Source organism: Serratia myotis (assembly GCF_027474885.1).
Taxonomy (GTDB): Bacteria; Pseudomonadota; Gammaproteobacteria; order Enterobacterales; family Enterobacteriaceae; genus Serratia; species Serratia proteamaculans.
This window is the reverse complement of the sequence record NZ_CP099707.1, coordinates 793979-820359: the sequence shown is the minus strand read 5'-3', so window position 1 is coordinate 820359 and position 26381 is coordinate 793979. Positions and strand designations below refer to the sequence as shown.

The 26381-nt window shown below is 56.9% G+C and carries 23 protein-coding genes; 12 read left to right on the top strand and 11 right to left on the bottom strand.

Annotated features, from left to right (window positions below):
- From cysN to NHG65_RS03680, 4 genes are all read right to left on the bottom strand, one after another.
- Window positions 1-1428 carry a sulfate adenylyltransferase subunit CysN gene (gene cysN / locus NHG65_RS03695; RefSeq protein ID WP_499182945.1) on the bottom strand — a complete coding sequence of 476 codons (1428 nt, stop codon included), beginning with the start codon at window positions 1426-1428 and terminating at the stop codon, window positions 1-3.
- A gap of 11 nt (window positions 1429-1439) precedes the next feature.
- The gene (gene cysD / locus NHG65_RS03690; protein ID WP_037424720.1) at window positions 1440-2348 is read right to left on the bottom strand and encodes a sulfate adenylyltransferase subunit CysD; all 909 of its coding nucleotides are present in this window, start codon (window positions 2346-2348) and stop codon (window positions 1440-1442) included.
- Window positions 2349-2357: 9 nt separating this feature from the next.
- Window positions 2358-3788, bottom strand: coding sequence for a siroheme synthase CysG (gene cysG / locus NHG65_RS03685; protein ID WP_219015419.1), 1431 nt, complete (start codon window positions 3786-3788; stop codon window positions 2358-2360).
- Between the two features lie 187 nt (window positions 3789-3975).
- The gene (locus tag NHG65_RS03680; RefSeq protein ID WP_260329095.1) at window positions 3976-4656 is read right to left on the bottom strand and encodes a hypothetical protein; all 681 of its coding nucleotides are present in this window, start codon (window positions 4654-4656) and stop codon (window positions 3976-3978) included.
- On the opposite strand from NHG65_RS03680, the gene NHG65_RS03675 reads away from it, so the two are divergent.
- From NHG65_RS03675 to NHG65_RS03665, 3 genes are all read left to right on the top strand, one after another.
- Window positions 4561-5598 (top strand): aminopeptidase, encoded by a 1038-nt coding sequence (locus NHG65_RS03675; protein ID WP_499183457.1) that lies wholly within the window; start codon window positions 4561-4563, stop codon window positions 5596-5598. The genes NHG65_RS03680 and NHG65_RS03675 overlap by 96 nt on opposite strands.
- 91 nt (window positions 5599-5689) lie before the next feature.
- Window positions 5690-5965, top strand: a complete 276-nt coding sequence (locus NHG65_RS03670) for a hypothetical protein (RefSeq protein WP_085120271.1) — start codon at window positions 5690-5692, stop codon at window positions 5963-5965.
- An 11-nt stretch (window positions 5966-5976) separates the two neighbouring features.
- Window positions 5977-6303, top strand: a complete 327-nt coding sequence (locus tag NHG65_RS03665) for a type II toxin-antitoxin system RelE/ParE family toxin (RefSeq protein ID WP_219015416.1) — start codon at window positions 5977-5979, stop codon at window positions 6301-6303.
- Between the two features lie 45 nt (window positions 6304-6348).
- Here NHG65_RS03665 and NHG65_RS03660 read toward each other — a convergent pair whose 3' ends face one another.
- The 3 genes from NHG65_RS03660 to cysJ form a co-directional block, all read right to left on the bottom strand.
- Window positions 6349-7083: a phosphoadenylyl-sulfate reductase gene (locus NHG65_RS03660; RefSeq protein WP_099062775.1), complete on the bottom strand. Its 735-nt coding sequence runs from the start codon at window positions 7081-7083 to the stop codon at window positions 6349-6351.
- 71 nt (window positions 7084-7154) lie between these two features.
- Complete coding sequence (cysI, locus tag NHG65_RS03655; RefSeq protein ID WP_207979233.1) at window positions 7155-8870, bottom strand: assimilatory sulfite reductase (NADPH) hemoprotein subunit; 1716 nt, start codon at window positions 8868-8870, stop codon at window positions 7155-7157.
- Entirely contained in the window at window positions 8870-10669 is a 1800-nt protein-coding gene (gene cysJ, locus NHG65_RS03650; RefSeq protein ID WP_085120268.1) for an NADPH-dependent assimilatory sulfite reductase flavoprotein subunit, read from the bottom strand. Before cysJ ends, cysI begins: the two co-directional genes overlap by 1 nt.
- A 437-nt stretch (window positions 10670-11106) precedes the next feature.
- Between cysJ and queD the strand changes: the two genes are divergently transcribed.
- The gene (gene queD / locus NHG65_RS03645; protein ID WP_012005257.1) at window positions 11107-11466 is read left to right on the top strand and encodes a 6-carboxytetrahydropterin synthase QueD; all 360 of its coding nucleotides are present in this window, start codon (window positions 11107-11109) and stop codon (window positions 11464-11466) included.
- 28 nt (window positions 11467-11494) lie between these two features.
- Here the strand turns inward: queD and queE are convergent, their stop codons facing one another.
- On the bottom strand, window positions 11495-12166 hold the full coding sequence (gene queE, locus NHG65_RS03640) for a 7-carboxy-7-deazaguanine synthase QueE (RefSeq protein ID WP_207979235.1): 672 nt from the start codon (window positions 12164-12166) through the stop codon (window positions 11495-11497).
- 324 nt (window positions 12167-12490) lie between these two features.
- Here queE and NHG65_RS03635 point away from each other — a divergent pair, with 324 nt between their 5' ends.
- The 8 genes from NHG65_RS03635 to NHG65_RS03600 all read left to right on the top strand — a co-directional run bounded on the left by NHG65_RS03635 (window position 12491) and on the right by NHG65_RS03600 (window position 23246).
- On the top strand, window positions 12491-13828 hold the full coding sequence (locus NHG65_RS03635) for an MFS transporter (protein ID WP_099062771.1): 1338 nt from the start codon (window positions 12491-12493) through the stop codon (window positions 13826-13828).
- A gap of 374 nt (window positions 13829-14202) precedes the next feature.
- A complete protein-coding gene (hutU, locus tag NHG65_RS03630; protein WP_099063052.1) occupies window positions 14203-15894 on the top strand; it encodes a urocanate hydratase in 1692 nt (563 codons plus the stop codon).
- On the top strand, window positions 15891-17426 hold the full coding sequence (gene hutH / locus NHG65_RS03625) for a histidine ammonia-lyase (RefSeq protein ID WP_099063053.1): 1536 nt from the start codon (window positions 15891-15893) through the stop codon (window positions 17424-17426). The genes hutU and hutH overlap by 4 nt, the downstream gene beginning before the upstream one ends.
- A gap of 100 nt (window positions 17427-17526) precedes the next feature.
- Window positions 17527-18918, top strand: a complete 1392-nt coding sequence (locus NHG65_RS03620) for an amino acid permease (protein WP_261416041.1) — start codon at window positions 17527-17529, stop codon at window positions 18916-18918.
- A gap of 52 nt (window positions 18919-18970) precedes the next feature.
- Complete coding sequence (locus tag NHG65_RS03615; protein ID WP_261416042.1) at window positions 18971-19936, top strand: ABC transporter substrate-binding protein; 966 nt, start codon at window positions 18971-18973, stop codon at window positions 19934-19936.
- 67 nt (window positions 19937-20003) lie between these two features.
- Window positions 20004-20849: an ABC transporter permease gene (locus tag NHG65_RS03610; RefSeq protein ID WP_174354292.1), complete on the top strand. Its 846-nt coding sequence runs from the start codon at window positions 20004-20006 to the stop codon at window positions 20847-20849.
- A 5-nt stretch (window positions 20850-20854) separates the two neighbouring features.
- A complete protein-coding gene (locus NHG65_RS03605) occupies window positions 20855-21712 on the top strand; it encodes a quaternary amine ABC transporter ATP-binding protein (protein ID WP_207979245.1) in 858 nt (285 codons plus the stop codon).
- A gap of 10 nt (window positions 21713-21722) precedes the next feature.
- Window positions 21723-23246 carry an HAL/PAL/TAL family ammonia-lyase gene (locus NHG65_RS03600; RefSeq protein WP_499182944.1) on the top strand — a complete coding sequence of 508 codons (1524 nt, stop codon included), beginning with the start codon at window positions 21723-21725 and terminating at the stop codon, window positions 23244-23246.
- Between the two features lie 35 nt (window positions 23247-23281).
- On the opposite strand, the gene NHG65_RS03595 is transcribed toward NHG65_RS03600, so the two are convergent.
- From NHG65_RS03595 to NHG65_RS03585, 3 genes are read right to left on the bottom strand one after another with little or no spacing between them, the layout of a single operon-like run.
- A complete protein-coding gene (locus NHG65_RS03595; protein ID WP_099063055.1) occupies window positions 23282-24472 on the bottom strand; it encodes a methionine gamma-lyase in 1191 nt (396 codons plus the stop codon).
- A 46-nt stretch (window positions 24473-24518) separates the two neighbouring features.
- The gene (locus NHG65_RS03590) at window positions 24519-24890 is read right to left on the bottom strand and encodes a hypothetical protein (RefSeq protein WP_085120259.1); all 372 of its coding nucleotides are present in this window, start codon (window positions 24888-24890) and stop codon (window positions 24519-24521) included.
- Between the two features lie 10 nt (window positions 24891-24900).
- The gene (locus tag NHG65_RS03585; protein WP_499182943.1) at window positions 24901-26091 is read right to left on the bottom strand and encodes an NAD(P)/FAD-dependent oxidoreductase; all 1191 of its coding nucleotides are present in this window, start codon (window positions 26089-26091) and stop codon (window positions 24901-24903) included.
- Window positions 26092-26381: the final 290 nt, after the last annotated feature.

The window sequence follows — 26381 nt, the reverse complement described above, 5'->3', positions numbered from 1 at the left end:
TTATTTGCCCCCGATCAGGTCACGCGCGCCCCAATGCGGGAAGTGTTTGCGTACCAGAGCATTCAGTTCCAGCTCGAACGCACTGAACTCCCCTGCCGCTACCGGAGCGTCCTGCAAGGTTTCGCGGATCAGCCCTGCGCCGACCGTGACGTTACTCAGGCGATCGATAAAAATCAGCCCACCGGTATCATGGTTACGCTGATAGCTGTCCAGCACCAGCGGTTCGTCGAAGGTCAGTTCCACCAGACCAATGCCGTTCAGTGGCAAGGTGTCGGCCTGATGTTGGGCCAGCGAGTTAATTTCTACCTGGTGACGAATACCTTCCACCCGTGCACGGGTCTTTTTACCGGCAACCTTGATGTCATAGCTCTGCCCTGGCAACAGCGGCTTCTCGGCCATCCACACCACGTCGACCAGTGCGCTTTGCGCCACCTGCAAGGTTTCCCCGGCATCGACCAGCAAATCGCCACGGCTGATATCCACTTCATCCTTCAGCACCAGCGTGATCGCCTCACCCGGCACCGCTTCCTGCAAATCGCCATCAAAGGTAACAATGCGTGCAACGGTAGATTCCACACCGGAAGGCAGCACCTTCACGCGTTGGCCCACGCGCACCACACCGGCAGACAGGGTGCCGGCATAGCCACGAAAATCCAGGTTCGGACGGTTAACATATTGCACCGGGAAGCGCAGCGGCTGCGTTTCACGCTCGCTGATCACATCCACGCTTTCCAGCACCTGCAGCAGCGTTGGGCCGTTATACCAAGGCATCTGGGTGCTTTCGCTGGCCACATTATCGCCGTCCAGCGCCGATAGCGGGACAAACTTGATGTCCAGATCGTTTGGCAACTGCTGGGCGAAGGTCAGATAGTCCTGTTTGAACAGCTCGAATACCGACTCTTGATAATCCACCAGGTCCATTTTATTGACCGCGACCACCAGATGGCGGATCCCCAGCAACGTAGCGATAAAGCTGTGTCGGCGAGTTTGATCCAGCACCCCTTTGCGTGCGTCGATCAACAGGATCGCCAAATCGCAGGTAGAGGCACCGGTCGCCATATTACGGGTGTACTGCTCATGCCCCGGCGTATCGGCGATAATAAACTTGCGCTTTTCGGTCGAGAAATAACGATAGGCCACATCGATGGTAATGCCCTGTTCACGCTCGGCCTGCAGACCGTCGACCAGCAATGCCAGATCGAGCTTTTCGCCCTGGGTGCCGATACGCTTGCTGTCACTGTGCAGCGTTGACAGCTGATCTTCGTAGATCTGGCGGGTATCGTGTAGCAGGCGGCCGATCAGGGTACTTTTACCGTCGTCGACGCTGCCGCAGGTCAGGAACCGTAACAGACTTTTATGTTGCTGTGCGTGCAGGTAAGACTCGACCCCGCCCTGTTCAGCGATTTGTTGTGCAATTGCGTTATTCATCCGGCGGCTCCTTAGAAATACCCTTGACGCTTTTTCAGCTCCATCGAGCCGGACTGATCGCGGTCGATCATCCGTCCCTGGCGCTCACTGGTGGTGGACACCAACATCTCTTCGATGATTTCCGGCAGCGTTTCGGCCTCGGACTCCACCGCACCGGTCAGCGGCCAGCAACCCAGCGTGCGGAAACGCACCATGCGCTGGCTGATCACTTCACCCGGCTGCAGATCAATACGATCGTCGTCCACCATCAGCAGCATGCCGTCGCGCTCTACCACCGGGCGTGGTTTCGCCAGGTACAACGGGATAATGTCGATCTTTTCCAGGAAGATGTACTGCCAGATATCCAGCTCGGTCCAGTTCGACAGCGGGAACACACGAATGCTCTCGCCCTTGTTAATCTGGCCGTTATAGTTGTGCCACAGCTCCGGACGCTGGTTCTTCGGATCCCAGCGGTGGAAACGGTCGCGGAAAGAATAGATACGCTCTTTGGCGCGTGACTTCTCTTCGTCACGGCGAGCACCGCCAAAGGCGGCATCAAAACCGTATTTGTTCAGCGCCTGCTTCAGGCCTTCGGTTTTCATGATATCGGTGTGCTTGGCACTGCCGTGAACGAACGGGTTGATGCCCATCGCCACGCCTTCCGGGTTTTTGTGGATCAGCAGTTCAAAACCGTATTCCTTCGCGGTGCGATCACGGAATTGGTACATTTCACTGAATTTCCAGCCGGTATCCACGTGCAGCAGAGGGAACGGCAGCGTGCCCGGGTAAAAGGCCTTACGCGCCAGATGCAGCATCACGGAAGAGTCTTTACCGATGGAATAGAGCATCACCGGGTTGCCGAATTCAGCGGCGACTTCACGGATGATATGGATACTCTCCGCCTCCAATTGCCGCAAATGAGTGAGTCGTTTTTCGTCCATAACAGATCCTTAAGCCAAATTCACGACGGCTGGGCGTGATACCCCTTCCGTCTGCGGTTGATGCCCAAACCAGGCGATTTGGTGATGTAACTCCACCACTTCGCCGATCACCAGCAGCGCCGGTAACGGTGCCTGTTGAGCCAATTGTTCGAGTTGTTGCAGCGTACCGGTTTGCACCAGTTGGTCCGCACGCGTGCCGCGGCTGATGACCGCTACGGGCGTAGTGGCCGCGCGGCCGTGGGCTATCAGGCGCTGGCTGATATCCGCCGCCTTCATGGTGCCCATATAGATAGCCAGAGTCTGACGCGCACGCGCCAGGTCGGCCCAGTCCAGCCCATCGCCGTCGGGACGACAGTGACCGGTAATAAAGGTGACACTTTGTGCGTGATCGCGGTGCGTCAGCGGGATACCTGCATAGGCGGTAGCCCCGGCGGCAGCGGTCACACCCGGCACCACCTGGAACGGAATGCCTGCCGCAGCAGCCACCTGCAATTCTTCGCCGCCCCGGCCAAAGATAAAGGGATCGCCCCCCTTCAACCGCACCACACGCTTGCCCTGTTGCGCCAGTTCCACCAGCAGGCGGTTGGTTTCCTCCTGGATCACCGAATGCGCTCCGGCGCGTTTGCCCACGCAGATGCGTTCGGCATCGCGACGAACCAAATCAAGGATTTCATCGCTGACCAGATGGTCATACAGCACCACGTCGGCCTGCTGCATCACCTGCAACCCGCGCAGGGTCAGTAACCCCACGTCGCCCGGCCCGGCGCCCACCAGCGAGATTTCGCCCTGAGTGCCTTCACTGCCCTGGGCAAACTGCTGTAAGTCTTGCTCCAGTTGCCGTTCCGCCTCGGCAGTTTGGCCATTGGCCACCAGCGTTGCGAAACGGCCACCAAAGGTTTTTTCCCAAAAACGACGGCGTTCACCGATCGCATTCAGCCGTTGTTTCACCTGCCCGCGCCAGCGTCCGGCCACTTCGGCCATCTGCCCCAGGCTGGCGGGCAACAAGGCTTCGAGTTTTTCACGCAGCATACGTGCCAACACCGGCGCCTGGCCGCTGGAAGATACGGCCACCACCAAGGGTGAACGGTCGATTATCGACGGGAAGATGAATGAGCAACGCGGCTGATCGTCCACCACATTGGCCAGCACCCGGCGTTTGTCCGCTTCGGCAAACACCTCGGCATTCAGCGCACTGTCATCAGTGGCGGCAATCACCAGGAAAACCTCATCCAGTTGCTGAGCGACAAAAGCTTGTCCCAGCCAGTGGACTTGCCCCTGCTGACGTAATTGTTCGAGTATCGGTGAGAGTGACTGCGCAACTATCCGTATTTCAGCCCCGGCGCGCAGGAGAAGATCAACTTTGCGCGCAGCCACTTCACCGCCGCCAACGACCAGCACCGGACGTTGTTTTAGGTCGGCAAATATAGGTAGATAGTCCACAACAGCCTTTTCATCTATGCAGAAAGATACTGTGACTATACGGGCTGAGATTTAGCCTCTGAAATGACGAAAAGGAATGACTAGTGCAATAATGGAATAAGGCACGCCGCGTCAGGGTTTGCGGCGGTTTCACGCCCGGTATGGCCACAGCGATGAACCAGCCCAGGCAGGCGCCAGGGAACGGAAGTTAAAACCAAAACTTCGCGGCAGTCATGCACAGTCCGGCTACAACCAATATGGTGCTAACCATCCATTTGGTTTGATTAGCCATCTCTTTATGAACCAAACCGATCTCCCGGCGCAGCAATCCCACTTCCTTATGCAAATCGCCTTTGGTAACAAACTCTACGGAACGCATGGTCAGCGTCGCCAAATCGGTTTTGACCTGATTGAGGGTATGTTCCACATACTCAGCTTTCTTCTCTATCAGGCCGAACCTGTTATCACAGTTGTCCAACATCAGGGTTTCTCCTTCGATCCGCATGAACCTTATCGCCGAATAATAAACCATACACTGGCCATGGTTAAATACCGATTCCCGTAATATGCCCAGCATTTCGCAAAATGTGTTGCACGAACCCGGGATCGATATCAATAGTTGCGCACAGCGCCGAAATTTTGCCTGCACAGCGTAAATTTCAGAGCGGAGGAAATTGTTTAATCTGCCGCCGAGTCTCATACTGAGAGCCGCAAAAAGAATCGGTATTACCGACATTAAAAAGAAGGATTTTTCGGTATGTTTTCCCGCGTTTACCTGAAGACCGGCCTGCTGGTGGCAGTGCTTGGCGGTATTTTCAGCGTTTCGGCTGCCGCCCAGCCCGCGAAAGAGGCCCCGATGGGCAAGTTCGCCGCCGATCAAATTCGTCATATTGCCACCTATTTCCCCGGCCGTATGGCAGGCAGCCCAGCCGAATTGCTCACCGCCGATTATCTGAACCAGCAGTTCAGCAAGATGGGGTATCAGAGCGATATCCGCAGTTTCAATACCCGGTATATCTACACCAGCAAAGACGGCAAGAAGAACTGGAATAACGTCACCGCCAGCTCGGTGATCGCCGCCAAAAATGGCAGTAATCCGCAGCAAATCCTGATCGTCGCGCATTTTGATACCTATACGCCGAAGAGCGATGCCGATCTGGACAACAATCTCGGCGGCTTGACGCTACAGGGCGTCGATGACAATGCCTCTGGCGTTGGTGTGATGTTGGAGTTGGCGGAACGCCTGAAGAATATCCCCACGACTTACGGCCTGCGCTTTGTCGCCACCAGCGCCGAAGAGATCAGTTCGCTGGGCGCACAGAACTATTTGCAGCGCATGAGCCCGGAAGAGAAACGTAATACGCTGCTAGTGATTAACCTCGACAGCCTGATTACCGGCGATCGCCTGTACTTCAATTCCGGTCTCAACACGCCGCCGAAACTGGCGAAACAGAGCCGCGATCGCGCGCTGGATATTGCCCATCGCTACGGTATCGCCGCCGCCACTAACCCGGGCACTAAGGCGCACCCAAAAGGCACCGGCTGCTGCTCCGATCAGGAAGTGTTTGATAAAGCCGGTATCCCGGTACTGGCCGTCGAAGCCACCAATTGGTCACTGGGTGATAAAGACGGCTATCAACAACGCGCCGTCAGCCCGCATTTCCCACAGGGCGTGAGCTGGCATCGCCCGCAGTACGATAACCTGCAATACCTGGAGCGTAATCTGCCAGGGCGGATCGACAAGCGCAGCCGCGAGAGCGTGCAGATCCTGTTGCCGCTGCTCAAAGAGCTGGCACAGGCACACCCGGTAAAAACACCCAAGAAGAAGTAGTCGTATCGGGGGCAAAATTCAGTACAAATTTTGTACCCCAGTACTCGACTGAGTATACTGTTGCCAGGAATACGCAGCAGGAGCCCTACTGATGAGCACGCAAAAGACCCTGTCGCAGAAAGCGACGCGGGAAAGCCTCGGCTCTCCCGAAAATTTCGAGGGAGGTGTTTGGGTGACGAGAAATGGAACCGCTGAATTATTCGTTCAAACTGCAGCCGAGCGCCAGGAAGAGCTCGCCGCTTGGGAACGAGAACGGCAAACGCATGCGTTGCTGAAACTGACCTTGAAGGCAAAACAGGATGTCACCGAAGGCAGAACACTTTCTGCTGAAGAGGCATTACAAAGGTTACGCGCATCACGGGGGTAAGGATCACCACCATGTATGATGTTCACCTTACGAATACAGCATTGCAGTGCCTCAGCGATATTGAATCCTTTAAGGCCTCCACTCTTGGCCCACAAGGCTCAGCAAGATTCGTTGACTCACTGTTTGCCGATACTCTCCAACATTTACGCCTTGATCCGCTACGCTGCCGGTATAACGTTCAGTTAGCTGAATTTGGGCTGGCGGTACGTGAGCGACTGGATCGTCACGACTACCGAACGCTGTATGAAGTGACAGAAAATCGCGTAGATATTCTACTTATTTTGCATACCCGCCAAGATATCGGTGCGGCACTCTGGCGGCATATGTTGCTGAATTAACAAGGGCCCAGCAAATGCTGAGCCCTTGGCCGGTTTAATAGGGTATTAGCCTTCGTGCAGGCCGCACTCGCGCTTCAGACCGAAGAAGCGGGTTTCTTCTTCGCTCATGCCCGGTTCCCATTTCTGCGTGGTATGGGTATCCCCTACCGACAGATAGCCTTGCTCCCACAGCGGGTGGTAACTCAGGCCGTGCTCGGTGAGGTATTGATAAATTTTGCGGTTGTCCCAGTCGATAATCGGCAGGATCTTGAACACCCCGCGTTGTACCGCCAACACTGGCAAATGAGCGCGACTGCCGGATTGCTCACGGCGCAGGCCGGCGAACCAGGTCTGTCCGCCCAGGGTTTCCAGCGCGCGGTTCATCGGTTCAACCTTGTTAAGCTGGTTGTACTTCTCTATGCCCTCAACGCCCTGCTCCCACAGTTTGCCATAGCGTGCCTCCTGCCAGGCAGGCGACTGCTCGGCGCGGAACACCTGCAGGTTCAGCTTCAGTTTGTCAGCCAACTGGTCGATAAACTGATAGGTTTCCGGGAACAGATAGCCGGTATCGGTGAGGATCACCGGGATATCCGGCTTGATCCTGGTGACCAAATGCAGGCACACCGCCGCCTGAATGCCAAAGCTTGAAGAGAGCACAAACTCGCCCGGCAGATGTTCCAGCGCCCATTCCACACGTTGCTCGGCAGAAAGTGTCTCCAACTGACCATTAACCACCGCCAGTGCCAACGCCTGCCCAGACTTGGGCAGCGCATTCAGCTCTGCCAGATTGAATTCAGCCATGTTGCCTGCCTCCTGATACTTGAATCATACCGCGCAGATCCAGCCCCCTGTGACAGCGGGGCCAAATGGCGTCAGTCCCAGAAATCCTGTGCCGGATCAACCACCGGCCGGACCACACCGGCGCGGATGGTGAAATCACCAAAGCCTTCGCCTGCCGTGCGCTCGGTGGCCCAACGGCCCACCAGTTGGTCAATCTCTCGCAGAATTTCTTCTTCGTTAATATTTTCGCGATACATGCGCGGAATACGCGTGCCTTCCCGGTTACCGCCAAGATGCAGGTTATAGCGGCCAACCGCTTTACCTACCAGACCAATCTCCGCCAACAGCGCACGACCACAGCCGTTCGGGCAACCGGTGATGCGCAGCACAATGTGCTCGTCACCTACCCCGTGCCGGTGCAGGATCCCTTCCACCTTGGTGACAAACTCCGGCAGGAAACGCTCAGCCTCTGCCATTGCCAATGGGCAGGTTGGGAAAGATACGCAGGCCATCGAGTTTTGACGCTGTACGCTGATCCCGTCGTCGATCAGACCATGATCCCGTGCCAGAGCTTCGATCTTCGCCTTCTCGCTTTCCGGCACGCCGGCGACGATCAGGTTCTGGTTGGCGGTCAGACGGAAATCCCCTTTGTGGATCCGTGCTATCTCGGCAACGCCGGTTTTCAGCGGACGCCCTGGGTAATCCAACAATCGACCATTCTCGATAAACAGCGTCAGGTGCCATTGATCATCAATGCCTTTCACCCAACCGATGCGATCGCCACGACCGGTAAATTCGTATGGGCGGATTGGCTCGAAAGTGATGCCTGCCCGTTTTTCCACTTCAGCACGGAAGGTGTCGACCCCGACACGCTCCAGCGTATATTTGGTTTTGGCGTTCTTGCGATCGGTACGATTGCCCCAGTCGCGTTGAGTGGTCACTACCGCTTCCGCGACGGCCAGCGTGTGTTCCAGCGGGATATAGCCGAATTCACTGGCCTGGCGGGCATAAGTTTTCTTGTTGCCGTGTTCAATCGACAAACCACCGCCCACCAGCAGGTTGAAGCCCACCAGCTTGCCGTTTTTGGCGATCGCAACGAAGTTCATGTCGTTAGCGTGCAGATCAACGTCATTCTGCGGCGGGATCACCACCGTGGTTTTAAATTTGCGCGGCAGATAGGTAGCACCGAGGATTGGCTCTTCGTCGGTGGTCGCCACTTTTTCCTGATCCAGCCACACTTCTGCATAAGCGCGGGTACGCGGCAGCAGATGTTCAGAAATCTTCTTCGCCCACTCGTAGGCTTCCTGATGCAGCTCGGACTCTACCGGGTTGGAGGTACAAAGCACGTTGCGGTTGACGTCGTTGGCGGTAGCCAGCGCGTCCAGGCCCAGTCGGCCCAGCAGTTGGTGAACCGGCTTCACGTTGCCCTTCAAAATGCCATGGAACTGGAAGGTCTGACGGTTGGTGATACGAATGCTGCCGTAAAGCGTGCTTTCCTGCGCAAACTTATCAATGCCCAGCCACTGCTGCGGGGAAATAATCCCCCCCGGCAGACGGCAACGCAGCATCATCGCGTGACGCGGCTCCAGCTTCTGCTCGGCGCGTTCGGCACGGATATCACGGTCGTCCTGCTGGTACATGCCGTGAAAACGGATCAGCAGGAAGTTGTCACCGGTAAAACCGCCGGTCAGGCCGTCCTTCAAATCTTCAGCAATGGTGCCGCGCAGGAAGTTACTTTCTTTCTTCAAACGCTCGGCATCGGCCAATTTGCCTTCAACCACCAGAGGCCCCGGGTGTTTATCACTCATCAGTAAACATCTCGCTGATAACGGCGCTCAAGGCGCAGCTCACTTAAAAATTCATCCGCCAGCTCGGCATCCATACCACCGTGCTCGGCCACCAGTTCCAGTAATGTATTTTCCACGTCCTTCGCCATGCGGTTTGCATCGCCGCAGACATAAATGTGTGCGCCTTCCTGGATCCAACGCCACACTTCAGCGCCCTGTTCGCGCAGTTTGTCTTGCACGTAGACTTTATGTTGCTGGTCGCGTGACCAGGCCAGATCGATGCGAGTCAGCAGGCCGTCCTTCACATAGCGCTGCCATTCGACCTGATACAGGAAATCTTCGGTAAAGTGCGGGTTGCCGAAGAACAGCCAGTTCTTGCCACCGGCACCGTCAGCATCACGCTGCTGCATAAAGGCACGGAACGGCGCAATGCCGGTACCCGGACCAATCATGATCACCGGCGTTTCCGGGTTGGCCGGCAAACGGAAGTTGTCGTTATGTTCGATGAAGACCCGCAGGTCGCCGTCCTCTTCCAGACGATCGGCCAGGAAACTGGAGGCGCCACCGGCACGTTCGCGGCCGTCGATGTCGTAGCGCACCACACCGACGGTAACGTGCACTTCGTTTTCGTTCTCAGCCTGCGAGGAAGCGATGGAATACAAACGCGGCGTCAGCGGACGTAGTAAAGCAATCAACTGTTCGGCGTTGAGATCGGCCGGGGCCTGACGCACCATGTCGACAATCGGCGTGTTGTGCGCGTAATGCTGCAGCGCCGCTTTATCCGCCAGCAGGCCGATCAACTTCTCATCACGCGACAGGGCCGCGTATTTGTCGACAATCAGCGTGGTGTTCTGCGTCAGCTCAAAATGGCTGCGCAACGCTTGCGCCAGCGGCAAGGTTTTACCTTCCACTTCCACCGACTCGTCGCCTTTCAGCCACAGCAGTTGCACCAGCTCATCCACCAGCGCAGGATCGTTATCGAACCATACACCCAGCGCGTCACCCGGTCGGTAACGCAGGCCAGAATCGCCCAGGTCGATCTCGATATGGCGCACGTCTTTGTCTGACGCACGGCCGGTAATTTTTTGCTTCACCGCCAGTTGCGCGGTCAGCGGCTGTTCTTTGCTGTATGGGCTGCTGTCGAGCAGATCAACCGCGCCGCTGGCAAGCTGGCCCGGTGCAGCGTTTTCAGCCGGGGCACGTGCTTTCAGCACTTCCACTACCTGTTTACGCCAGGCCGTGGCCAGTTCCTGATATTCCACGTCGGCGTCAACCCGCTCGACCAGGCGCTCGGCACCCAGTTCGGCCAGTTTGCCGTCGAAGTCTTTCCCCGACTGACAGAAGTTTTCGTAGGAAGTGTCTCCCAACCCGAATACCGCAAACGCGGTCTCGTTGAGTTTGGGTGCTTTCTTCGAGAACAGGAATTTATGCAGCGCAACCGCCTCTTCCGCCGGATCACCTTCCCCCTGCGTGGAGGCGACTATCACCAGCAAACGTTCCTGGGCAATTTGCTTGAACTTGTAGTCACCGGCGTTCACCAGGGTGACGCTCAATTTGGCGGCCAACAGATCGTCACGCAGCTGTTCTGCCAGACGGCGTGCATTACCGGTTTGCGACGCGGAGATCAGCGTAATGCTGGCGGCAGCCGAGGCCACCGGCGCAATGGCTACGGCGCCAGGCTGTTGATTAACCATTCCCCAGAAATAACCTGACAGCCACGCCAGCTGCGTTGGTGAATATTCACCAATCGCCGCCTGCAGGCGTGCCAGCTGTTCGGGCGTCAGCGGGAGCAAAGATGTTGGAGGTGCCTGAGTCGTCATTGCAGTACTTATTTCCTATACTTGGCACCTATCCAGCCAGGTGCTCGCCAATGTCAGTCGCTGTCTTTTCGTTCAGTCCGTGGTGCTGAAAAGATCAGGATAGTTTGTAAGGTTACCGAGCAGATTAGCAACGATTAAATAAGGGATAGCCATAAATAATAACTAAAATGACTAAGCGGTTTTTCTGGTAAGGGTTAGCAGTTAAAGCGTTAAGGTGTATTTTTTATCCCTATGAAAATAAACCTGTTTTTTTGAAGCTTATTGAATGACTCGCATTTACCACTCATTACCCCAACCGATAGGTCTATCAATGACCAAACAAAAAAAGTGTTAAGACCGCTTTGCGGCGGCTGGCGGTAGACCAAAGCGGTATAAATGGCAAGCAGGCTCCATTTCCGGTAAACTTCGGCGGTTTTTGAGTCAATGAGGCCGTAATAATGGCAACCACGCTGTTTAAAGATTTTCAGTTTGAAGCCGCACACCGCTTGCCGAACGTCGCGGAGGGCCATAAATGTGGTCGTCTACACGGGCATTCGTTTATGGTGCGTCTGGAAGTGACCGGTGAAGTCGATGCACACACCGGTTGGGTGATGGATTTCGCCGAGCTTAAAGCCGTGTTCTCCCCTATCTGGGAGCGCCTGGATCACAATTATCTAAACGATATTCCAGGATTGGAAAATCCCACCAGCGAAGTTCTCGCCGCCTGGATTTGGCAGCAGCTCAAACCCCAGTTGCCGGAACTGACTGCGGTGATGGTGAAAGAAACCTGTACCGCGGGATGCGTGTATAAAGGTTAAAGAAAGGGCGCCGATGGCGCCCTGAATTTTAGGCAATATTCAGATACTTATGGGTCTGCATCGACAGGCGCCAGTTGCGCGCAATGCAGGTTTCAATACACAGGCGGGTCGCCTCTTCCTTCTGACTGATCGGCTGCAACGCGATAATCCGCGGTTTCTCATCATGCAGCGTCGCCAGCAGCGCATCCAGCGCTTCAATATCACGCTCGCGTCCGACCGGATGCTTCACTTCATCAGCACGTTGCAAAGCCTGGCTCAACACCTTCATGCCACCGCGCATATTCACCTTGGGTGAAACCGTCACCCAGGTTTTCGCCGAGCATTGAATTTCGTGAGTACCACTGGTTTCAATCTGGCAGCCGTAGCCGTGATCTTCCAGTAACTCGGTCAGCGGAGTCAGATCGTAAATGCAGGGCTCACCGCCGGTGATCACCACGTGGCGCGCGGTATAACCTTGCTGGCGCATGACGGCCAACAACTGCTCGGCACTGGCGCTGCCCCAAGCATCGCTCTCTTCGGTTTTAACCAGAATCCGTTGCATATCAACTTCCCGATTGGCTTCCTTTTCCCAGGTATGTTTGGTATCGCACCAGCTGCATCCTACCGGGCAGCCCTGCAGGCGGATGAAAATGGCCGGAACGCCGGTAAAAAAGCCTTCGCCCTGCAAGGTTTGGAACATTTCATTAATCGGGTACTGCATCGGTTTCTCAATCTGGAAAGGTAAAAAGGGATTATCGCAGATTCCGGCCCGGTGACCAAACAGGCGAAATTGTATTAAATTTTATCCTCCGCGCTATCGGCAGCTTATCTCACCGGCTATCGGCTTCATTTTAATTCGCTTACTGTGCCATCCCCTTGCATTGACGGTGTAATCTGCTTCGCAAAAACAACATTTAATTAACGTATAAGATAAATATATTTGACATAAACCGCTCACACGCAGATGTATATACAGGCAAGCACAAGTCGGACGTCAGTTCCGGCGGTTCATTCACCACAATCATATCTGCGTTTAGAGGGTGCCATGGCTCATTCCACCGAGTTGAATATTCAACAGGCCATCGACGACAGCAAATTCTCGCTGTTTCACTGGACCTTGATCATTTTGGGATTCCTGATCCTGGCCATTGATGGCTTTGACACTGCGGCAATGGGGTATATCGCCCCTTCGGTCGCCAAAGACTGGGGCATCGTGAAGCAGGATCTCGGCCCGGTGCTGAGCGCCGCCCTGTTGGGGCTGTCACTCGGTGCACTGGTTGCCGGGCCGATCTCCGACCGTATCGGCCGCAAACGGGTGCTGGTGTTTTCGTGCCTGTTCTTCGGCCTGTCGAGTCTGGCTACTGCCTATGCCGGATCGCTCAACAGTCTGACGCTATGGCGTTTTCTCACCGGCCTGGGGCTGGGTGCGGCAATGCCGAACGCCATCACGCTGATTTCCGAATATGCGCCGCAGCGCTGCCGTTCGATGGCGATTAACACCATGTACTGCGGTTTCCCACTGGGTGCGGCCGGCGGCGGCGCCATTTCGTCGTGGCTGATCCCGGCCTATGGCTGGCACAGCGTGCTGTTGCTGGGGGCGATAGCTCCGCTGGTGCTGACGGTCTTGTTGATCCTGTTCCTGCCGGAGTCGGTGAAGTACATGGTTAACCGCGGCAAAGAGACGCTCAAAATCAAACGCATCGCCCAGCGCTTTGTCAGCCAGGATCTCGATAACGTCTCGCGTTTTTATCTGTATGAAGAGCCACTGGCGAAATCAAAAACCAGCGTCGGCCTGTTGTTCACCCGGCCTTATCTGACCGGCACGCTGATGCTGTGGCTGACCTACTTTATGGGTCTGGTGATTTATTACGTCTTACTGAGCTGGATGCCGATCCTGATGCAGGGTCTGGGTTATCAGTTGGAGCAGTCGGCGATCCTGACCTCGTTGTTCACCTTCGGCGGGACCCTCGGCATTCTGGTGGCCGGCTGGCTGATGGACCGCTGGAACGCCCATAAGGTGGTGTCGAGCGGCTTTGTCATTACCGCGCTGCTGATTGTGGCGATGGCGACCGAAGACAGCCATATCGTGCTGCTGGGCACCTTTATCTTCCTGATGGGGATCACCATGAACGGGGCGCAGTCCGGCCTGCAAACGCTGGCAGCGACCTTTTACCCGACCCACAGTCGTGCAACCGGCATTGCCTGGATGCAGGGCATCGGCCGCTTTGGTGGCGTGGCGGGCACCATGATGGGGGCGCAGTTGCTGGCCATGCAGTGGGAAGTGCAGAGTATTTTGATGTTCCTGTGCGTGCCGGCGTTGATCGCCGCTATCGCCACGGTATTCAAAATGACCCGCCGGGCGGTGTTACAGCCTGCGGCATAAAGAAAAATGCCCGCCCTCTGGCGGGCGTTTTTCTTCCAGCGATAGGACTTTTTTATCACAGCGCCTAACTTGTAATAGGTATGTAAAATTATTGTGATTGGACGCTCAAAATTGACCCATTTTTAATTCATTTTTGTTGAATAGCTCACTGTTCTCCCCTGTCAGGCTAATGAGTATAACGCCCAATAAATCCGTATCAATTTGATTAACAACAATAATAACTTTCTCTTATGCCATTTTTGGCATCCACTGGTCGGTGTTGCATATGCTTGTACATACAAGTATATGTTAATAAACCCTACGCATTGTTATGGCGTGGTGATTCACCCCACCGCGTTATGGGATCTGCTCCAATACTGTTTGAGGAAAATGCTGTGACTGCAAATAACAAAGTTCGCAATGTCGAAGTACGCGCGCCACGCGGCACAAAATTAAATGCAAAAAGCTGGCTGACCGAAGCGCCGTTGCGCATGCTGATGAACAACCTCGATCCTGAAGTGGCGGAGAACCCGCACGAGCTGGTGGTGTACGGCGGTATCGGCCGCGCTGCACGTGACTGGGATTGCTACGACAAAATTGTCGCCACCCTGAAAACCCTGGAAGACGACGAAACGCTGCTGGTGCAGTCCGGCAAACCGGTTGGGGTATTCAAAACCCACAGCAACGCGCCACGCGTACTGATCGCCAACTCCAACCTGGTGCCTCACTGGGCAACCTGGGAACACTTTAACGAACTGGACGCCAAAGGCCTGGCCATGTACGGCCAGATGACCGCCGGCAGCTGGATCTACATTGGCAGCCAGGGCATCGTCCAGGGCACCTACGAGACCTTCGTGGAAGCGGGTCGCCAGCATTATGACGGCAGCCTGCAGGGCCGCTGGGTGCTGACCGCCGGTCTGGGTGGCATGGGTGGCGCACAGCCGCTGGCCGCGACATTGGCAGGCGCTTGCTCGCTGAACATCGAATGCCAGCAGAGCCGCATCGATTTCCGTCTGAAAACCCGCTATGTCGATGAACAAGCGGTGGATCTGGACGACGCACTGGCCCGCATCAAGAAATACACCGCCGAAGGCAAAGCCATCTCCATCGCCCTGTGCGGTAACGCAGCAGATGTTCTGCCGGAACTGGTACGCCGCGGCGTGCGTCCGGACATGGTCACCGACCAGACCAGCGCCCACGATCCGCTGAACGGCTACCTGCCTAAAGGCTGGAGCTGGGAAGAATACCGTCAGCGTGCGCTGAGCGAACCGGCTCAGGTGGTGATCGCCGCCAAGCAGTCGATGGCCGAACACGTCGAAGCCATGCTGGCGTTCCAGAAAATGGGCGTACCAACCTTCGACTACGGCAACAACATTCGCCAGATGGCGAAAGAAATGGGCGTCAGCAACGCCTTTGATTTCCCGGGCTTCGTACCGGCTTACATCCGCCCGCTGTTCTGTCGCGGTGTTGGTCCGTTCCGCTGGGCTGCACTGTCCGGCGATCCGCAAGACATCTACAAAACCGATGCCATGGTTAAAGAGCTGATCCCGGATGACGAGCATCTGCACCGCTGGCTGGATATGGCGCGCGAGCGCATCAGCTTCCAGGGCCTGCCGGCACGTATCTGCTGGGTCGGTCTGGGCCAGCGCGCCAAGCTGGGTCTGGCGTTCAACGAAATGGTCCGCAGCGGCGAACTTTCCGCACCAATAGTGATCGGCCGTGACCATCTGGACTCCGGTTCCGTTGCCAGCCCGAACCGTGAAACCGAATCGATGAAAGACGGCTCAGACGCCGTCTCCGACTGGCCACTGCTTAATGCCCTGCTCAATACCGCCAGTGGCGCGACCTGGGTTTCTCTGCACCACGGTGGTGGCGTCGGCATGGGCTTCTCCCAGCATTCCGGGATGGTTATCGTTTGTGATGGCACCGATGAAGCCGCAGAACGCATCGCCCGCGTATTGCATAATGACCCGGCCACCGGCGTGATGCGTCATGCCGATGCCGGTTACGACATCGCCATTGAATGCGCCCGCGAGCAAGGGTTGAACCTGCCGATGGTGGCTGCGACTCAAGGAGACAAAGCATGAAAGCGCTGACTATTCGCCCTGGCCACCTGACGCTGGCGCAACTGCGTGAAGTTTACCTACACCCGGTCACCCTGACACTGGACGACAATGCCTACGCCGACATCCAGCAGAGCGTCGCCCTGGTAGAGCGTATCGTTGAAGAAGACCGCACCACTTACGGTATCAACACCGGTTTCGGCCTGTTGGCATCCACCCGCATCGCCCGCGAAGATCTGGAAAATCTGCAGCGTTCGATCGTGCTGTCCCACGCTGCCGGTGTCGGTGCGCCAACCGACGATAGCCTGGTGCGTCTGATTATGGTGTTGAAGATCAACAGCCTGTCGCGCGGTTTCTCCGGCATCCGTCTGGAAGTGATCCAGGCGCTGATGGCGCTGGTCAACGCTGAAGTTTACCCGCATATCCCGCTGAAAGGCTCCGTTGGCGCCTCCGGCGACCTGGCACCGCTGGCGCACATGAGTCTGGTGCTGCTGGGTGAAGGCAAGGCCCGTTATCAGGGCGAATGGCTGCCCGCCACCGAAGCATTGGCCAAAGCGGGCCTGAAACCGCTGACGTTGGCGGCCAAAGAAGGCCTGGCGCTGCTGAACGGCACCCAGGTTTCCGCCGCCTTCGCCCTGCGTGGCCTGTTTGATGTAGAAGATCTGTACGCCGCAGCAACGGTCACCGGTAGCATGACGGTGGAAGCCGCGCTGGGCTCACGCAGCCCGTTCGACGAGCGTATTCATGCCGTGCGTGGCCAGCGCGGCCAGATTGACGCCGCCGCCGCTTACCGCCACCTGCTGGGTGAACGCAGCGAAGTGTCCGATTCACACCGCAACTGCGACAAGGTGCAGGATCCGTACTCCCTGCGCTGCCAGCCGCAGGTGATGGGTGCCTGCCTGACCCAAATCCGCCAGGCCGCCGAAGTACTGGAAATCGAAGCCAACGCCGTCTCCGACAACCCACTGGTGTTCGCGGAGCAGGGTGACGTGCTGTCCGGCGGTAACTTCCACGCCGAGCCGGTCGCGATGGCTGCCGACAATCTGGCGCTGGCGTTTGCCGAAATCGGTTCGTTGTCCGAACGTCGCATCTCGCTGATGATGGATAAGCACATGTCGCAACTGCCACCGTTCCTGGTGGACAACGGCGGGGTGAACTCCGGCTTTATGATTGCTCAGGTTACCGCCGCGGCGCTGACCAGCGAAAACAAGGCACTGGCGCATCCGGCCAGCGTCGACAGCATCCCAACCTCCGCCAACCAGGAAGACCATGTTTCCATGGCACCGGCCGCCGGTCGCCGCCTGTGGGAGATGGCCGATAACGTGCGCGGCATTCTGGCCGTTGAATGGCTGGCTGCCTGTCAGGGACTGGATTTGCGTAAAGGGCTGAAAACCACCGAAAGTCTGGAACAGGCCCGTCGGGTGCTACGCGAGCAAGTCAGTTACTACGACAAGGATCGTTTCTTCGCCCCCGACATTGAAGCCGCCAGCCTGCTGTTGGCGGCCGGTCATCTGACCTCGTTGATGCCTGCAGCGCTGCTGCCTAGCCAGGCATAAATAAACCCTACCACGCAGTTTGTTCTGTCCCACCGGGCGCGTTCCGCCCGGTGCGGATAGCGCGTGCCTGTTCTGCCGTAAAAACTCGACGGGAAGCAACATGCATAACGAAACAACACAACTCAGACGCGGATTAAACGCGCGACATATCCGCTTTATGGCACTCGGTTCCGCCATCGGTACCGGTCTGTTTTATGGCTCCGCCGGGGCGATACAACTGGCCGGTCCTGCGGTGCTGCTGGCCTATATGGTGGGCGGCGCGGCGGTGTTTATGGTGATGCGCGCGCTGGGTGAAATGGCGGTACACCAGCCGGTTTCCGGTTCGTTCGGCCACTACGCCAGTCACTATCTCGGCCCGCTGGCCGGTTTTCTCACCGGCTGGACCTATACCTTCGAAATGGTGATTGTCGCCCTGGCGGACGTGACCGCCTTCGGCATCTATATGGGGCTGTGGTTCCCGGACGTCGCCCAATGGGTGTGGGTACTCAGCATTATTATGTTTATCGGCGCGCTCAATCTGTGCAGCGTGAAAGTGTTCGGTGAAATGGAGTTTTGGCTGTCGCTGATCAAGGTTGCGGCCATTGTGGCGATGATCATCGGCGGTGCGGCAGTGATGCTGTTTGGTTTCGGCCAGACTCAGCACGCCACCGGTATCAGTAACCTGTGGGAACACGGCGGCTTTATGCCTAACGGCTTCAGCGGCGTGGTCGCTTCATTGGCGGTCGTGATGTTCGCCTTTGGCGGCATTGAGATCATCGGTATCACCGCCAGCGAGGCAAAAGACCCCGCGAAGGTTCTGCCGAAGGCGATCAATGCGGTTCCGATTCGTATCCTGCTGTTCTATGTGCTGACGCTGCTGGTACTGATGGCTATCTATCCGTGGAACAGCATCGGTCAGAACGGCAGCCCATTTGTTGAGATCTTCAGCAATCTGGGGATCAGCTCCGCCGCCAACGTGTTGAACGTGGTGGTGATCACCGCCGCGATTTCTGCCATCAACAGCGATATTTTCGGTGCGGGCCGCATGATGTACGGCATGGCGCAGGATGGCCAGGCACCAAAAAGCTTTACCCGGTTGACCAACAACGGCGTGCCCTGGATGACGGTGCTGGTGATGTCGGTGGCCCTGCTGCTGGGCGTGGTGCTCAACTACCTGATGCCTAAACAGGTGTTTATGATCATCGCCTCGATTGCCACCTTCGCCACCGTCTGGGTGTGGCTGATGATCTTGCTATCGCAGATCGCCATGCGCCGCACGCTGACCCCGCAAGAGGTCAGCAAACTGAGTTTCCCGGTGCCGTGGTGGCCGGTTGCTCCAGCGTTGGCAACGATATTTATGCTGTTCGTTATTGGCCTGCTCGGTTACTTCGAAGACAGCCGCATCGCCCTGTACGTTGGGCTGGTGTGGGTGGCCTTCCTTACCCTGGCTTACTGGTTGTGGGTACGTAAAAAAGGCGGGGGTTCACCCGTCACGTCGTCCCCCCAGTATTAACCTCATGAGCCCGCCGTTCCCGGGCTCTTAGTCATTACACTGGAGTATCATTATGCAAACACGACACAAATTATGGATACCGCTTATTGCACTCGGGCTGATGACAGGCAGCCTGTCCGCCCGTGCAGCAGGCTGGTGCGAATCCGGCAAGCCGGTCAAGTTCGCCGGGCTGAACTGGGAAAGCGGCATGCTGCTGACCGACGTCATGCAATACGTGCTGCAAAAGGGTTACGACTGCAAAACCGACGCGCTGCCGGGTAACTCCATCACCATGGAGCAGGCGGTGGGCAACAACGACATTCAGGTATTCGCCGAAGAGTGGATTGGCCGCAGCGAAGTCTGGAACAAGGCCGAAAAAGCCGGCAAAGCGGTCAGCGTTGGCGCACCGATTGTCGGGGCGGTGGAAGGCTGGTACGTGCCGCGCTATGTGATTGAGGGCGATGCCAAACGCAACCTGAAACCGCTGGCACCGGACCTGAAAAGTGTCCCGGACTTAGCCAAATATGCCCAGGTGTTCCGCGATCAGGAAGAGCCGGACAAAGGCCGTTTCTACAACTGCCCGGCCGGCTGGACCTGCGAGTTGGACAACACCGCGATCCTGAAGAAATTCAAGCTGGATGACAAATTCACCAACTTCCGCCCAGGCACCGGTCCGGCACTGGATACCGCTATTCTCTCCAGCTACCGTCGTGGCGAACCTATCCTGTTCTACTACTGGTCACCGACCCCGATCATGGGCCAGCTCGATCTGGTGAAACTGGACGAACCGGGTGTGAACAAGAACATTCACATCAAGGTCGGTCTTTCCAGCGTGTTTAACCAGCAGGCACCTGAACTGGCGCAGGTGCTGTCAAAAGTGAACCTGCCGCTCGATCTGGTTAACCAGAATCTGGCGCGCATGAGCAAGGAACGCATCAGCTCAGAGAAGCTGGCACTGGAGTTCTTCAAGCAGCACCCAGACATCTGGAAACAGTGGGTCAGCGAAGACGCAGCGAAAAAAATTCAAGCCTCCTTGTAATCGCTTTGGCATTCAGTAAACACCAACCCGAAGCCTGTGCGCTTCGGGCCTGACAGGGGTAATACTTATGTTCCCAGATCGCTTTACCTTCTCCATCGCCGATTGGATCAATCGCTGGGTCGATGTCCTGGTCAACAACTATGGCGATACGTTCCGCAAGATCTCCGACACCCTGCTGTGGGCGGTGATCCACCTCGAAAGCCTGCTGCGTGCTACGCCCTGGTGGCTAATGTTGGCAGTGGTTGGGCTCCTGGCCTGGCATGCTACCCGCCGCTGGCTGCCGACGGTGGTGATCGTCGGTCTGCTGCTGCTGGTCGGTACCGCCGGCATGTGGGACAAATTAATGCAAACCCTGGCTCTGGTGCTGGTCGCCACGCTGCTGGCGGTGATTATCGGTATTCCGCAGGGCGTGCTGGCGGCGCGTAACGATCGGGTGCGGGCAGTAATGATGCCGCTGATGGACGTGATGCAAACCATGCCAAGCTTTGTGTACCTGATCCCGGTATTAATGCTGTTTGGGCTGGGCAAGGTGCCGGCGATCCTGGCGACGGTGATCTACGCCACGCCACCGCTGATCCGCCTGACCGACTTGGGCATCCGCCAGGTGGACAAAGAAGTGATGGAGTCCGTCACCGCCTTTGGTGCCAACCGCTGGCAGAAACTATTCGGCGTGCAGTTACCGCTGGCACTGCCAAGTATTATGGCTGGGATCAACCAGACCACCATGATGTCGCTGTCGATGGTGGTTGTAGCCTCGATGATCGGTGCTCGTGGCCTGGGCGAAGACGTGCTGGTGGGCATTCAGACGCTTAACGTCGGCCTGGGACTGGAGGCGGGTCTGGCGATCGTTATTCTGGCCGTGGTCATTGACCGTATCACTCAGGCTTATGGCCGCTCCGCCGTTGCGAGGTAACCCCGATGAACAAAATCGAAATCAAAAACGTTTACAAGATCTTCGGCCACAAAACGGCTGCGGCGCTGGCCATGAGCGAGCAGGGTAAAACCAAGCAGGAAGTCCAGGCAGCAACCGACTGCGTGATCGGCGTGCACGATCTGTCGATGTCGATCGAGGCCGGTGAGATCTTTGTGATCATGGGCCTGTCAGGATCGGGTAAATCCACGCTGGTGCGCCACTTCAACAGGCTGATCGATCCCACCAGCGGCCAGATCCTGGTGGATGGTGAAGATATTCTGCGTTACGACGAGAAGCAGCTCGAGCACTTCCGCCGTCATAAGATCAGCATGGTATTCCAGAGCTTTGGCCTGCTGCCACACAAGACGGTGCTGGACAACGTGGCCTACGGTCTGAAAGTGCGCGGTGAGACAAAAGAAGTCTATCAGGAGCGCGCACTGCACTGGATCAACACAGTCGGGCTGAAGGGCTATGAGAAATCGTACCCGCATCAGCTCTCCGGCGGCATGCGTCAACGTGTCGGGCTGGCGCGTGCGCTGGCCACCGATACCGATATCATTTTGCTGGACGAAGCCTTCAGCGCGCTGGATCCGTTGATCCGCGCCGAGATGCAGGATCAACTGCTGGCGCTGCAAAAAGAGCTGCACAAGACGCTGGTGTTTATCACCCACGATCTGGATGAAGCCGTGCGTATCGGTAATCGGATCGCGATCCTTAAAGACGGCAAACTGATCCAGGTCGGCACACCACAGGAAATTCTTAACAACCCGGCCGATGAGTATGTTAACCGCTTCGTGCAACGCCGTCTGGCGCTGGATGAAAACGTACAGAAACCGCGCCCAATGATCGCAGCCCGCGCCTGAGGAGAGCCACATGCACTATCCTCCTTCGATCACCCTAGACACCCTGCCGCTACGCTGGCAGGACGTGGTGGCGGTGGCTCGGTATCAGGCCCCGCTCAGCCTGTCTGGCGCTGCCTGGGCGCGTATCGACAATGCGCAGGCCATCGTCCAGAAAATTGTCGTCAGTGAACAACGCGCCTATGGCGTCAACACCGGTCTGGGGGCGTTATGCAATCAGGCGCTGCACGGCGAACAGCTGTCGCAACTGTCACGCAACACGCTGATGAGTCACGCCTGCGGCGTGGGTGCACCACTGAGTGATGAGCAGACTCGCGCCATTATCTGCTGTGCCATCGTCAACTACAGCCAAGGAAAATCCGGTATTCAACGCCCGCTAGTCGAAACCCTGTTGGCACTGCTTAACCGCGGGATTACCCCGCAGGTGCCGTCGCAGGGTTCCGTCGGCTACCTGACCCATATGGCGCACGTCGGCGTCGCGCTGCTTGGGCTGGGCAAAGTCAGCTACCGCGGTCAACTCGTCACCGCAGCCCAGGCTTTGGCGGAGGAAGGCATTGTGCCACCGCAGTTGGGCGCCAAAGATGGCCTGTGCCTGGTCAACGGCACGCCGTGCATGACCGGATTAAGCTGTCTGGCGCTGGCCGATGTTTGGCGGCTGGCCCGCTGGGCGGACGTGCTCGCGGCGATGAGTTTTGAAGCGTTGGGCGGGCAGATAGCCGCCTTCGACAGCGAAATTTTGGCGCTGAAGCCGCACCCGGGAATGCAACGGGTGGGCAGTAATTTGCGCATGTTATTGAACGGCAGTGAGATGATTGCCGCCAGCAAGGGCATTCGTACCCAGGATGCGCTGAGCATCCGTTCAATCCCGCAGGTGCACGGTGCCTGCCGCGATCAAATTGCTCATGCTGAACGACAGATTGAAACCGAGCTGAACGGCACTACGGATAATCCCCTGTTGCTCGGCACACCGGACAACTATCGCGTGATGTCACAGGCCAACCCACACGGTGAGTCTGTGGCCATGGCCGCCGATCTGCTGGCGATCGCCATCGCCGAACTCGGCGGTATCGCAGAACGGCGCATCGATCGGCTGATTAACCCGCTGATCAGCGGCTTGCCGGCATTTCTGGTCAGCGAGCCTGGGGTAAACTCGGGCATGATGATTGCTCAATACGTGGCGGCGTCGCTGTGTGCGGAGAACCGCCAACTGGCTCAGCCTTGCGTGGTGGATAACTATGTGACTTCGGCGCTGCAGGAAGATCACCTCAGCCTGGGCACCGGGGCGGCGCTAAGGCTGCATAAGGCGCTGGCCAACGTTAACCAGATCCTGGCGATTGAATACCTGCTGGCGGCGCAGGCCTTTGAGTTCCTGCAGCAGTACCGTTTCGGTGACGGCACCCAGCGTGCCTGGCAGCGGCTGCGGCAAGTGGTGGCACCCTATCATCAGGACCGCTGGCTGGCACCGGACATCGCCAGCAGCAGCGCGCTGTTGCAGGATGAGCAGGCGCTGGCGGAGATTGCCCCGGCATTACTGTAACCCCCGTCCCTGCCCGCCGGGCGGGGGCACCCAGGTTAGCGCAGAGCCAGAGCCTGACGGATATCCGCCTGCAGATCGCTCAGATCTTCCAGCCCGGCAGACAGCCGCACCAAACCGTCGCTGATATGGTGACGCTGCCGCTCCTCGGCGCTGTAGGCCGAGTGCGTCATGCTGGCCGGGTGTTGGGCCAGAGATTCACAATCCCCCAGGCTGACCGCGCGCAAGATGAGGCCCAGCCCATTGAGGAAGCGGATCCCCGCGGCCATACCGCCTTTCAGTTCAAATGCCAGCATGCCGCCTGGCCGCGCCATTTGCCGCTGCGCCAATGCATACTGCGGAAAGTCTTCCAGACCGGGATAATAAACCCGTTCCACCGCCGAATGCTGCGCCAGCATTTCCGCCAGGCGCTGAGCGTTATCGCAGTGGCGCTCCATACGCAGCGGCAAGGTTTTCAGCCCACGCAGCAACAGCGCGGCATCCTGTGCCGACAGCACCGCACCGTTCATGTCTTTCAACCCGACCAAACGGATGTCCTGCGCCAGATCCTGACGTGTCACCGCCAGACCGGCCAGTAAGTCACCGTGCCCCCCGATGTATTTGGTGGCGGAATGCACCACAATGTCCGCCCCCAACTCCAGCGGCCGTTGCAGATACGGCGTGCAATAGGTGTTATCCACCAGCAACAACGCCCCCTGACGGTGAGCAATCTCGGCGACCGCAGCAATATCGACCAGCCGCATATTCGGGTTAGCCGGCGTTTCGCAATATACCAGCCGGGTACGCGGCCCTATCGCCGCCGCCAACCGCTCTGGCCGGGTCAGGTCAACGTGGGTGACTTTCACACCGTAACGTGCCAGCCCATGATGGAAGTAGCTGAAAGTGCAGCCATAAATGGTTTCATCGACGATCAGCTCATCCCCCGGGCTGAGCAGCGTCCAGCAGCAGGCGGTAATCGCGCCCATGCCGGAGGCAAAAGCCACCGCCGCCTCCCCACCTTCCAGATCGGCAATTCGCTGTTCCAGCAGGTTGACCGTTGGGTTGGCAATGCGTGAATAAAAATAACCTGGCTCAGTGCCGGCAAAACAGGCACCGCCGTATTCGGCCGTCGGGAAGGTAAAGGTCGAACTCATAAACACCGGTGGGCAGAGCGCCCCCAGATATTGCTGGGGATCGTAGCCGTGGTGGATCGCACGCGTGGCAAAGCCGTGCCTGAGGATGGCAGACATAACAACTCCTTTCCTGAGTAAGTGAAAGCAATTCCAATGATTCCGATTAAACCTCTGGGGGCAGTGCTCCGCTGCGCACCCGCTGGCCGATGATTTGCAGGGTACGTAGCACCAGCATCAGGCCCAGCAAGGTATCTGGCTGACGCAACAAGGCATACAGCGAGCGAAAATTAGCGGGTGAGGGATCCGACTGCAGCTCGGTATGCGCCATCTTTAATGCCATTCCCCCTTCCCACCCCGCAGCCACCAGGCCTTCAAACACGCCGGACAATTTCTCCACCAGCGCGTTATCGGCGATATCCACCAGATCCGACAGCAGCGACAGCAGATCGACCACGTTATCGAGCCGCCCACCGGCCAGCAGTGGCTGTAACTTGTCCAGCAAGGGTGCCAGGGATTGTTGTTCAGATGCGTTCATAGGCCCTCCGTTAGATCAGCCCGCGTACCGTTGCCCAATAGAGCCCGCGATTAAAGCCGTTGCGCAGCATGCCGCCCACTTTGGTTGACGGTGTCGGCAGCACATCATGGCGATAGTCATAGACCAGCGGCATACCGGCTTGCAGCCCCATTTGAGCGATCGCCTGTACTTTGCCGTCGTAGTGGCTGACGGTCTGGCCCAGTCGCAGTTCAGCCACGATATTGTCAGCGATTACCGGTGCCTGATTGTGGCAAGAGCCACCGGCCTTGCTGACCGGCAGATCCACCGTATCACCGATGACATAAACCCCCTGCTGACCATAAACCTGTAACGTCTGGTGGTCGGTCGGCAGCCAGCCTTCGCCAGTGTTGCCCTCACTCAGACCGGTATTGCGCACCGCCTCAACCGCGCGGATCGGTGGCGTAGCCATCAGGATATCGAACGGCTGTTCCTCACCCTCGGCGGAGTAAGCAATTTTCTGCTGTGCGTCCACCCGGCTGAGAGTAAACCCACGCTGATGACGGATATCACGCGCCGCGAAGATGCCGGGCAAGGCCTCGGCGGTTGGACGTTGCAAAAACAAACAGTTACGCAGCAACTGCGAGACGCTGGGGTAGGTATAAACAATTTCGATCGCCTTACGCACCCCGCGTCGACGCAGGTAATCATCGAGCATCAGCGTGGTTTCTATCGGTGCAATACCGCACTGATGCGGCACGTTAGGCGTTTCGGGGAAGGAGACGGTAATAAAAATTCGGCCTTTTTCAATCGTCGCCAGCTTTTGCGCCAGCTGTCGGGCTGCCTGATATTGGTAGAAGTGATCGCCCGCCTGCGCCAGTCCGTCGATACGATCCGGCCAGGGTACACAGCCAGTGGCAAACACCAAAAAATCATAGGGGTACTGTTTACCGCTGTGGCAATGGATCACCCGTTGAGATAAATCGAATCGCTCTGCCTTGTCGACAATAAACTTTATTTCCGGGCGTAACAGGCTTTGTTGAGAACGGGTTAATTCCTGCTTGAAGAAGGTGTTAAAAGCCACATACATAAATGCCGGTTTATAATAGTGAAACGGGGAGTCCGATATCATTAATAACTCAACTTTATTATTCACTATCTCCCGGTGTAATTTCGCGGCCAGTAAATTAGCCAATATAGTCCCGCCAGTGCCACCACCGACAATCACAATCCTGTTTCGCATCAAGCCCTCGCCCAGCCGGCCTGCGGGTCGGCAAATTGATAGGGGAACGAATTGAGGCAGATTTACCGCTATCCGAGTTCTGCCTTACTGGCAGTCTAGTAACTAAAAAGTATAAAGCAATTAAAAAGGGCATTTATAAATAGGAATTTTATTATTATAATTAAATTATAGAGTTATAAAACACCTAATCAACAATTAATAATATACTAATAAATAACACACTATAACTTACTGGAATTATAAATCGCTGGATAACACCTATAAAAAAACCCGCCGCAGCGGGTTTTTAT

Excerpts from the sequence above, each read along its gene's own strand:
- cysN (WP_499182945.1), bottom strand. The coding sequence starts at position 1,428 with ATGAATAACGCAATTGCACAACAAATCGCTGAACAGGGCGGGGTCGAG.
- cysD (WP_037424720.1), bottom strand. The coding sequence starts at position 2,348 with ATGGACGAAAAACGACTCACTCATTTGCGGCAATTGGAGGCGGAGAGT.
- NHG65_RS03680 (WP_260329095.1), bottom strand. The coding sequence starts at position 4,656 with ATGACGAATTTGATCGGCGGCGAACTTGCCCATCGGGGCCTCTTTCGC.
- NHG65_RS03670 (WP_085120271.1), top strand. The coding sequence starts at position 5,690 with ATGAGCACGCAAAAGACCCTGTCGCAGAAAGCGACGCGGGAAAGCCTC.
- NHG65_RS03665 (WP_219015416.1), top strand. The coding sequence starts at position 5,977 with ATGTATGATGTTCACCTTACGAATACAGCATTGCAGTGCCTCAGCGAT.
- NHG65_RS03660 (WP_099062775.1), bottom strand. The coding sequence starts at position 7,083 with ATGGCTGAATTCAATCTGGCAGAGCTGAATGCGCTGCCCAAGTCTGGG.
- cysI (WP_207979233.1), bottom strand. The coding sequence starts at position 8,870 with ATGAGTGATAAACACCCGGGGCCTCTGGTGGTTGAAGGCAAATTGGCC.
- cysJ (WP_085120268.1), bottom strand. The coding sequence starts at position 10,669 with ATGACGACTCAGGCACCTCCAACATCTTTGCTCCCGCTGACGCCCGAA.
- queD (WP_012005257.1), top strand. The coding sequence starts at position 11,107 with ATGGCAACCACGCTGTTTAAAGATTTTCAGTTTGAAGCCGCACACCGC.
- queE (WP_207979235.1), bottom strand. The coding sequence starts at position 12,166 with ATGCAGTACCCGATTAATGAAATGTTCCAAACCTTGCAGGGCGAAGGC.
- NHG65_RS03635 (WP_099062771.1), top strand. The coding sequence starts at position 12,491 with ATGGCTCATTCCACCGAGTTGAATATTCAACAGGCCATCGACGACAGC.
- hutH (WP_099063053.1), top strand. The coding sequence starts at position 15,891 with ATGAAAGCGCTGACTATTCGCCCTGGCCACCTGACGCTGGCGCAACTG.
- NHG65_RS03620 (WP_261416041.1), top strand. The coding sequence starts at position 17,527 with ATGCATAACGAAACAACACAACTCAGACGCGGATTAAACGCGCGACAT.
- NHG65_RS03615 (WP_261416042.1), top strand. The coding sequence starts at position 18,971 with ATGCAAACACGACACAAATTATGGATACCGCTTATTGCACTCGGGCTG.
- NHG65_RS03610 (WP_174354292.1), top strand. The coding sequence starts at position 20,004 with ATGTTCCCAGATCGCTTTACCTTCTCCATCGCCGATTGGATCAATCGC.
- NHG65_RS03605 (WP_207979245.1), top strand. The coding sequence starts at position 20,855 with ATGAACAAAATCGAAATCAAAAACGTTTACAAGATCTTCGGCCACAAA.
- NHG65_RS03600 (WP_499182944.1), top strand. The coding sequence starts at position 21,723 with ATGCACTATCCTCCTTCGATCACCCTAGACACCCTGCCGCTACGCTGG.
- NHG65_RS03595 (WP_099063055.1), bottom strand. The coding sequence starts at position 24,472 with ATGTCTGCCATCCTCAGGCACGGCTTTGCCACGCGTGCGATCCACCAC.
- NHG65_RS03590 (WP_085120259.1), bottom strand. The coding sequence starts at position 24,890 with ATGAACGCATCTGAACAACAATCCCTGGCACCCTTGCTGGACAAGTTA.
- NHG65_RS03585 (WP_499182943.1), bottom strand. The coding sequence starts at position 26,091 with ATGCGAAACAGGATTGTGATTGTCGGTGGTGGCACTGGCGGGACTATA.